The following is a 5,820-nucleotide window of genomic DNA, read 5'->3' on the forward strand; positions in this document are numbered from 1 at the left end:
GGCTCCTACGACCATCGTGAACGTCGCGAAGTGCACTATCTGTGGTCGGAAGGCCATCCGGTCGAAGACCTCCTGCAGGATCGTCTCCACGGTCCGGCTGCCGTCGCGCCTGACGGTGGACGAACTGGCGACGTTCGCGATCGAATGATCGTCACGGAGCACGCGAACCAACACGGCGAGTTGGAACCACGCACCAGACGCGCCGTCGACGAGGAGATGGCCGTCTCGCTGCTCGAAAAAGGCGGTCGCTACGAGGTGCAATCCGCGTCCGGGAGTTGGTACGAGGTCGACGTGATCAGCGAGTCCTGCACGTGTCCAGACTGGAGGAAACGAACGCCCGAGGGCGGCTGTAAACATCTCCGGCGAGTCGATCACGAGATCAAACAAGGGCGGGTTCCACGACCTGATGGACGGCTCCCCTCGAACTCGTAGGATCGTCCAGTGTTCGAGAGTCCTCGGGGGCTGTAACATCAGGTGAAACTCATTGATATAGAGTTTCGAGTAGTGTTACAGGTGCAGGAGAACCGTTGATAGTGATTTAACCAACAAAACTATGCCTTTTGCGTCTGTGTTGGTTAACACTGGTCAGCCCATGCCCTACGAGCCACCGACGCCCTCAGCAGACCTTCCCCCTGACGTCGTCGATACTCTCGACGACTACTCGCCCGAACTCCTTCGCCACATCGCGAGCTACGCTGAGAAACTCGCTGAATACCGTGAGCGTGAAGATCGCCTTGCTGAGGCGGAGGATGAAGACGAGATCGAAGAACGATCAGACGACCTCCCGGATCACGTTCCATCGAAGGCGACGATTACGATCAAGGAGATCAACGATAACCGCTACTACTACTGGCAGTGGCGGGACGGCGACAAGATCCGCTCTCAGTACAAAGGTCCCGTCAATCCCGGCGAATAGACGAGAGAACGTCACAGTCGGCTGCCCAGTTGTTCGGGGTGACACCCCATCTGCGAAGTGAAAGACGAGAGCTGTTAGCGCTCGGGTCGCGGGGCAGTCTCGTACCGTTCGATGTCGTCCGTCTTCTCAACCCGGTCATATATCTCTAGAAGCGTGTCTTGTGCCCGGAGGAGCTTGTGTTCCTCGAGGAACTGCCGACCACTTTCACTGAGCCCATAGAACTTGTACGGCAGGTCGTTCTGCCGGCGGTCCTCGGGCAGGAGCACCTCCATGACGATGCCGGCGTCGACGAGCTGCTGGAGGTGCTGGCGAATCGTCGTCTGACTCTTGTTCGGGTTGACGTAGTCGAGTTCCTTCAGTGTCGGCAGTTCCGACGGATGCCCGAGGATGTCCTGGAGGAGCGAGAACCGCGTCTCCTGGGTGACCACGTTGAGCCGCTCCCGAACGGACTCCAGGTCGCTTGGCGTGTGGTCGGACGTACTCATTACCACAGATTTCGAGTGTTGCGTGAAAAAGCGTTTCGCTCAAATGCGAATCGGTCTGTAGCGAATTGAATGAATTCCTACATGTCTGCGGTACCATCGCCATTAAAGAAGACTTGAGGTCGAGATCTCTGACGTCGGTTGAGTAGTTGGTGAGACGCACCCCTATCGACTTGTTCAACGAAACCACCAGCATACGGAGGGTCACCTCTATCGATTTGTTCAGCGGGGAGGCATACACGAAAGACTAGTATTGAACCAATGGGACGAAAATGCCGAAATCGAGTATAGAGTCGGCTCTATACACGATCGGCTGCATCTATCGCGACCGTGTCGATAAGACCACACACCCACCCCTATCGATTTGTTCTGGCGAGTAAGGGCGGGGAGGGGAGAGTTGATCACGAGGAACTCACGAGGATATGGCACATCTGGATGAGATCATTTAACCGTATCAGTCTTTATTAGCTCGATTTCTACTAGATTCGGTAGACTGGAGTAGCATTAGACAAATCGATAGCGGTGAGTGTAGAGTAGTTCACTTGGGAAACTGAGGGGATAGCAAGACGTCCCGCCCTGATACCTACAATATGCCTGAACCCACTGTTCGTCACCTGGTTTTCCCAATCCGTGTTTATATACTTGATCAGGAAAGAAATAGAGTGAAGGAGTGTAGTTAGGACAAGTCGATAGAGGTGTGTTCTACTAGCTAGCTAGAACTAGAACTAGAAAGAAGAGAAAGAGAAGATGAAAGCAGCTCTCGATTCCGTGCTATTCGTGACGGAGATGGACTGTTAGTCCGTTCGGGAACTCTCTCACCCCCACCCCTCCTTTGTGGTCAGAACAAATCGATAGGGGTGAGAGGGTGTTCGGGAGTTCTCCTGGATTGGTCCAGACGAAGGGTTCCTAACAAATCGTCGGGGGTCGCGGAAGACAGCGGTGTAACCCTCTGATATCCCGGTTCTGAACGCCGTACCGGTAGAAAAGAAATCGACAGGGGAATCTTTTAGTATCCTGATAGAGTGGGGTTCGGTATGCCCACGGATCCTGGTCCCGAGGAGACCCCTGAGTCCACGGGTTCTATCAAAGATCTCATTCTCGAGCAGGAGGAAGCCGCGAGTCTCATCAAGAACCGGTCGCTCCTCGAACCGAACGAGATCGTCGACGAAGAACGTATCGTCGGTCGTGACACCCAGCTCACTGATATCACTCAGCACCTTCGCGTTGCGATTAGTAACGAGCGGCCACCGAATCTTCTCCTCTATGGCCCTTCCGGGACCGGGAAATCTCTCATCATCAACGCTGTCTGCCAGAATATCGTCGAACTCTGTGAAAGTCGTGATATCCGGTTCGGCGTCATTCAGATGAACTGCCAGAACGTGGGGACCCTCGGCGCAGCCGTCTACGAACTTGCGCGAAAGGTGTCGAACGACATCGGAACGACTGTCGATGTCCCAGAGCACGGGGTTCCAAACAAGAAAAAATGGCGCGAACTCTACCGCCTCATCAACGAACACTACGATACAGTCGTGTTCATCCTCGACGAACTCGACATGCTCGTCGGTCGTCGCGATAAGGACGAACCAGCCTTCTCCCGACTTCTCTATCAGCTCTCTCGCGCTGGAAGTACTAACGAGATCACCGCCCAAGTCTCCGTGACCGCGATCACGAACGACACGAAAATGATGGAGAGCGTGGGAAGTCGAGCTCTCAGTTCGTTCACCCCCGAGGACGTTCACTTCAGTGACTACGACGCCAACCAGCTCCGGGAAATTCTCTGGGCTCGGGAAGATGCCTTCCACGAGGATGCACTCAGTGACGACGTCATCCCTCTTGCAGCAGCCTTCGCCGCGCAAACCAACGGGGACGCACGGAAGGCGATCGACCTGATGCGAACAGCGGGGTCGATTGCAGAAAAAACGGGTGCAAACGAAATCCGTGAAGAGCACGTTCGAGAAGCTCAGGATAAAGTTGAGAAGAACCGCGTGTTAGAGGTGACTCGTGGGATCAGCACACAGAAGAAGCTCTGTCTTTTCGCGACTGCAGCTGTAGCGTGTGAAACCGGAACTGGTGCAGCGATAAGCCCGATCGGATACCGAGTATATCAGTACCTGACCGGCACCCTTGATTCGGATCAGTACCACCAGGAGACGTACGTGAATAAGATGAAGGAACTCACGACGTATTCCTTGGTTGAGACAGAGCGGAAAAGTCAGGGGCCACACTCGGGCAGCTATCTCGAGTTCACGTTTGGTGAGAATCCGGAGACCATTATTGAGACGCTCCGGGAAGATTCGCGGCTAGACGACGTCCACGACGACGAACTCCGCACCGTCGTGAACGCACAGCTCAAAAAGTAGCTCATCCCTCGAACAAATCGATAGGGGCGAGGGTGTTGTCGACGACTCAGTTTCGTCGCTGACGTGAACAAGTCGATAGGGGTGGGTCCACACAGTTTGTTGGTCTCTCACACAACAAATCGATAGGGCTGCCCCTCCGCGATCTCGAGTCACCGGTATTCTTGAGAAGCAGTGGAGCCGCTCTCGATTCCTCCGGATCCAACACTCCGTATTTCCTGAGCGTAGGTCTTCCCGGCACCCCTCGTCTTTCGAGGAACTCTCATGGGAGACCTTCGTGAAATCTATATTACCTCTCTTGCTTGGGGCGGAATCATCCCAATCTCTCAAGCGAGCCATAGAGCTCTTCGTTCTGAATGTGGGTACAGAACTGCGCGCACAGCCGACAGCAGTCCGCGGCATCGGTGAACGTCCGGACGCTGGCGTCCCAGCGTGCGTGGACCGCCCCAAGCATGGCACTTCGAACCGATGGTTCGGTCGCGACCATCACCCGCCGCGTGCGCTCTGGTGGAGTCGCGTCGGCCGCCGGTCCCTGCATTCCGGCTGTCGACAGCAGATCTTCAAGGACGCTCCCGATCTCGATCCCGACGCCGAGATTATCGCCTACCTGTGGGGCGATGAAAATCGTCGCATTGCTGGCTTGCGCGAAGGCAATACTTTGTGTGGCGGCATCCATCTCATCGAGCGAGATCCCGACGTCAATCGCGAGGAAGGCATTGAAGCCACGGTCGCGAAGACAGTCTCGTGTCTCCTGGAGGAGGCGCAAGACCTCATCTTCAGCGTACTCGCCGCTGGCCTCGTCCCACGTCGCGAACGACGGGACGTCGGTTTCGACATCCGCGTCCGCCGGTAGCAGCGCGTCGACGTCGAACGTCCGGTACGGCCCCATCAGATAGACGAGAAACTGTTCGCGCCGGGCTGGAGTGAGGGCGTCCGAATCTTCAGTGGCCCGGGAGAGATTGTCGATAATCCGTTGCCGCATTCGAGTCGTCGATTCGGAACAGTAGTATATAAATATCGGTGTTCTCAGGAATATTCTAGTAGAGAACGACTAAGTATGTGGCGTCCCAACTCTCGAACCGAGGCATCCCTCAATGTCCGAAACCGATCGCCAGCCAACAGAGGACGTTCGCCAGCCGGAGCCGCCGCTCCCTGAGGAGAGCGGGCTGACGCTCGAGGAGTATCTCACGATGCAACAGGCGATCGGCCACCCGACGCGGTTTCGCATCCTGCGAACACTCGTCGCGAACGACGAACTGAGTGCTGCTGACCTCAAGGTTGTGGTCGACGTCGAGCCGCACAATTTCCACTACCACCTCGACGAACTGGTTGATGTGGGGCTCGTCGACAAGCGCCAGCGACGAACCGCTGACAGCCAGGGCTTTTACACGTACTATCGGCCAACAGCGATGGGACGCGGGATCCTCGAGCATGGTGTCGAGGAGTTGATGCGCCGTGAACGCGAGTTCAACGACGCCTATTCGTAAGCTGTCGTAGGGTTCTTTGCCCCCTGTCAGCGATCCTGTTACCCTTCGATATCTTCGCTGCGATTACCGTACCTCATAGTATTAACCAACAACTACGGTTTGTTGAGTCGAGATGTTGGTTAACCCTCTTTCGACGTGACGTTTGCAGATCCCATGTGGCCGTACGAACAAGAACACATCTTCTCACGTTCAATCGCGGTAGAACGGTGGCTTCACCGCACTACCCGTCAATACAGGAGGTCGCTGTCTCGTGCCGTTTCCATGGAGTTAAGTTCTCTACCAGCCGAGTATTGGACCATCGAATGGTCGAAATTCCGGACTCGCTTCGCTCTGTTTTCAGCGCGACTGTTCACGAACGGGACGGGACATACGTTGTCGAGGTTCCGTCCGGGGAGCTCAATCATGACACTGTCTCCCTCGGCGAAACGTATCGGATCGCTGTCTTCGACTCACCCACGACGGCGCAGGACGAGCACGAGCCCGCGTCCGCAGATCGTGCCCAATCTGACCGACAGCGTGGATCTTCTGGGCCGCCGGTTGAGGAGGGCGAAATTCGGGACGTGACAATTGAGACAACC

5 protein-coding genes and 2 pseudogenes are annotated in these 5,820 nt (G+C 55.8%); 5 read left to right on the forward strand and 2 right to left on the reverse strand.

Translation table 11 applies throughout. From position 1 onward, the window contains the following. Positions 1–432: pseudogene (locus tag AN233_RS15930) on the forward strand (hypothetical protein); the annotation flags it as partial. Positions 433–592: 160 nt separating this feature from the next. Beyond that, positions 593–916 carry a hypothetical protein gene (locus AN233_RS01075; RefSeq protein WP_058365035.1) on the forward strand — a complete coding sequence of 108 codons (324 nt, stop codon included), beginning with the start codon at positions 593–595 and terminating at the stop codon, positions 914–916. A gap of 74 nt (positions 917–990) precedes the next feature. On the opposite strand, the gene AN233_RS01080 is transcribed toward AN233_RS01075, so the two are convergent. Next, a complete protein-coding gene (locus AN233_RS01080) occupies positions 991–1,401 on the reverse strand; it encodes a helix-turn-helix domain-containing protein (RefSeq protein WP_058365036.1) in 411 nt (136 codons plus the stop codon). 1,031 nt (positions 1,402–2,432) lie between these two features. Here AN233_RS01080 and AN233_RS01085 point away from each other — a divergent pair. Next, entirely contained in the window at positions 2,433–3,758 is a 1,326-nt protein-coding gene (locus AN233_RS01085; RefSeq protein WP_058365037.1) for an orc1/cdc6 family replication initiation protein, read from the forward strand. 310 nt (positions 3,759–4,068) lie between these two features. Here the strand turns inward: AN233_RS01085 and AN233_RS01090 are convergent, their stop codons facing one another. After that, positions 4,069–4,737 carry a DUF7509 family protein gene (locus tag AN233_RS01090; RefSeq protein ID WP_058365038.1) on the reverse strand — a complete coding sequence of 223 codons (669 nt, stop codon included), beginning with the start codon at positions 4,735–4,737 and terminating at the stop codon, positions 4,069–4,071. 112 nt (positions 4,738–4,849) lie between these two features. On the opposite strand from AN233_RS01090, the gene AN233_RS01095 reads away from it, so the two are divergent. Then, positions 4,850–5,242 carry a winged helix-turn-helix domain-containing protein gene (locus tag AN233_RS01095; RefSeq protein WP_058365039.1) on the forward strand — a complete coding sequence of 131 codons (393 nt, stop codon included), beginning with the start codon at positions 4,850–4,852 and terminating at the stop codon, positions 5,240–5,242. Between the two features lie 302 nt (positions 5,243–5,544). Continuing rightward, positions 5,545–5,820: pseudogene (locus AN233_RS17545) on the forward strand (TRAM domain-containing protein); the annotation flags it as partial.

The sequence above is a fragment of the Haloparvum sedimenti genome, assembly GCF_001462205.1.
Taxonomy (GTDB): Archaea; Halobacteriota; Halobacteria; order Halobacteriales; family Haloferacaceae; genus Haloparvum; species Haloparvum sedimenti.